Raw genomic sequence first — 1,088 nt, forward strand, 5'->3', positions numbered from 1 at the left:
AGCCCGCGCGCGCCGCCTCGGCGGCCGCGCGGATGGCCGCGATGTTGCGGCCGTAGGCCTCGGGGGCGTCCACGCTGCCGCCCTTGAACACCGCCGAGCCCGCCACCAGAACGTCAGCACCGGCCTCGGCCACCAATGGCGCGGTTTCGGTCGTGACGCCGCCGTCGATCTGGATGTGGATGGGCCTGTCCCCGATCATCCGGCGCAGCGCACGGGTCTTTTCCACGCCGGAACGGATGAATTTCTGACCGCCGAAACCGGGATTGACCGTCATGATCAGCACCATGTCAACCATGTCCAGAACATGCTCGATGCTCGACAGCGGCGTGCCCGGGTTCAGGCTGACGCCCGCCATCTTGCCCGTGGCCTTGATCGCCTGCAGCGTGCGGTGAACATGCGGGCCCGCCTCGACATGGGCGGTGATCATGTCGGCGCCGGCCTCGGCATAGGCCTCGATATGAGGATCGACCGGCGCGATCATCAGGTGCACGTCCATGAAGGTCGTGACATGCGGGCGGAACGCCTTGACCGCCGGGGGCCCGAAGGTGAGGTTCGGCACGAAGTGCCCGTCCATCACGTCCACGTGCACCCAGTCCGCGCCCTGCGCCTCGATGGAACGGATCTCGCGCCCGAAATCGGCGAAATCGGCGCTCAGGATGGACGGGGCGATCTTGATGGAACGGTCGAAGGGCATGGCGGCATCTCCTGTCTGGCGGCCCTGCTCTTGCGCGCTCGCGCGCTCAAGGTCAAGACCCGTGGCCGCATGGCGCCAGCCCCCGCGCCAGCGCCCCGTGCAGCACCGGGTTGGCCGCCATCACCCCGTCAAGCCGGGGCACGGGATTGTTGAACCGCAACGGCCGCGCCGCGCGGTCCGACGTGACCGCGCCCGCCTCGCGCAGGATCAGATCGCCTGCGGCGATGTCCCATTCCCAGCTCGGCCTGAGCGTCAGCATCGCGTCGAACCGCCCCTCGGCCACAAGGCTCAGCCGGTAGGCCAGCGACGGACGGTAGGCGCGCGCCACCTCGGGCACCGGGCCGCGCCAGTGCTCGGGGGCATAGGCCGGCCGCGCCGCCAGCACCGACGCGCC

Annotated in this window: 2 protein-coding genes; both read right to left on the reverse strand. The window is 70.0% G+C overall.

The features are described from left to right. Window positions 1-694: ribulose-phosphate 3-epimerase (rpe, locus tag ACH107_RS33045; protein ID WP_412509817.1), on the reverse strand; the 694-nt coding region annotated here is incomplete at its 3' end. 52 nt (window positions 695-746) lie between these two features. Further along, window positions 747-1,088, reverse strand: a 342-nt coding sequence (locus tag ACH107_RS33050; RefSeq protein ID WP_412509818.1) for an inositol monophosphatase family protein, incomplete at its 5' end; no start/stop codon positions are given.

Source organism: Roseovarius halophilus (ex Wu et al. 2025) (assembly GCF_047086965.1).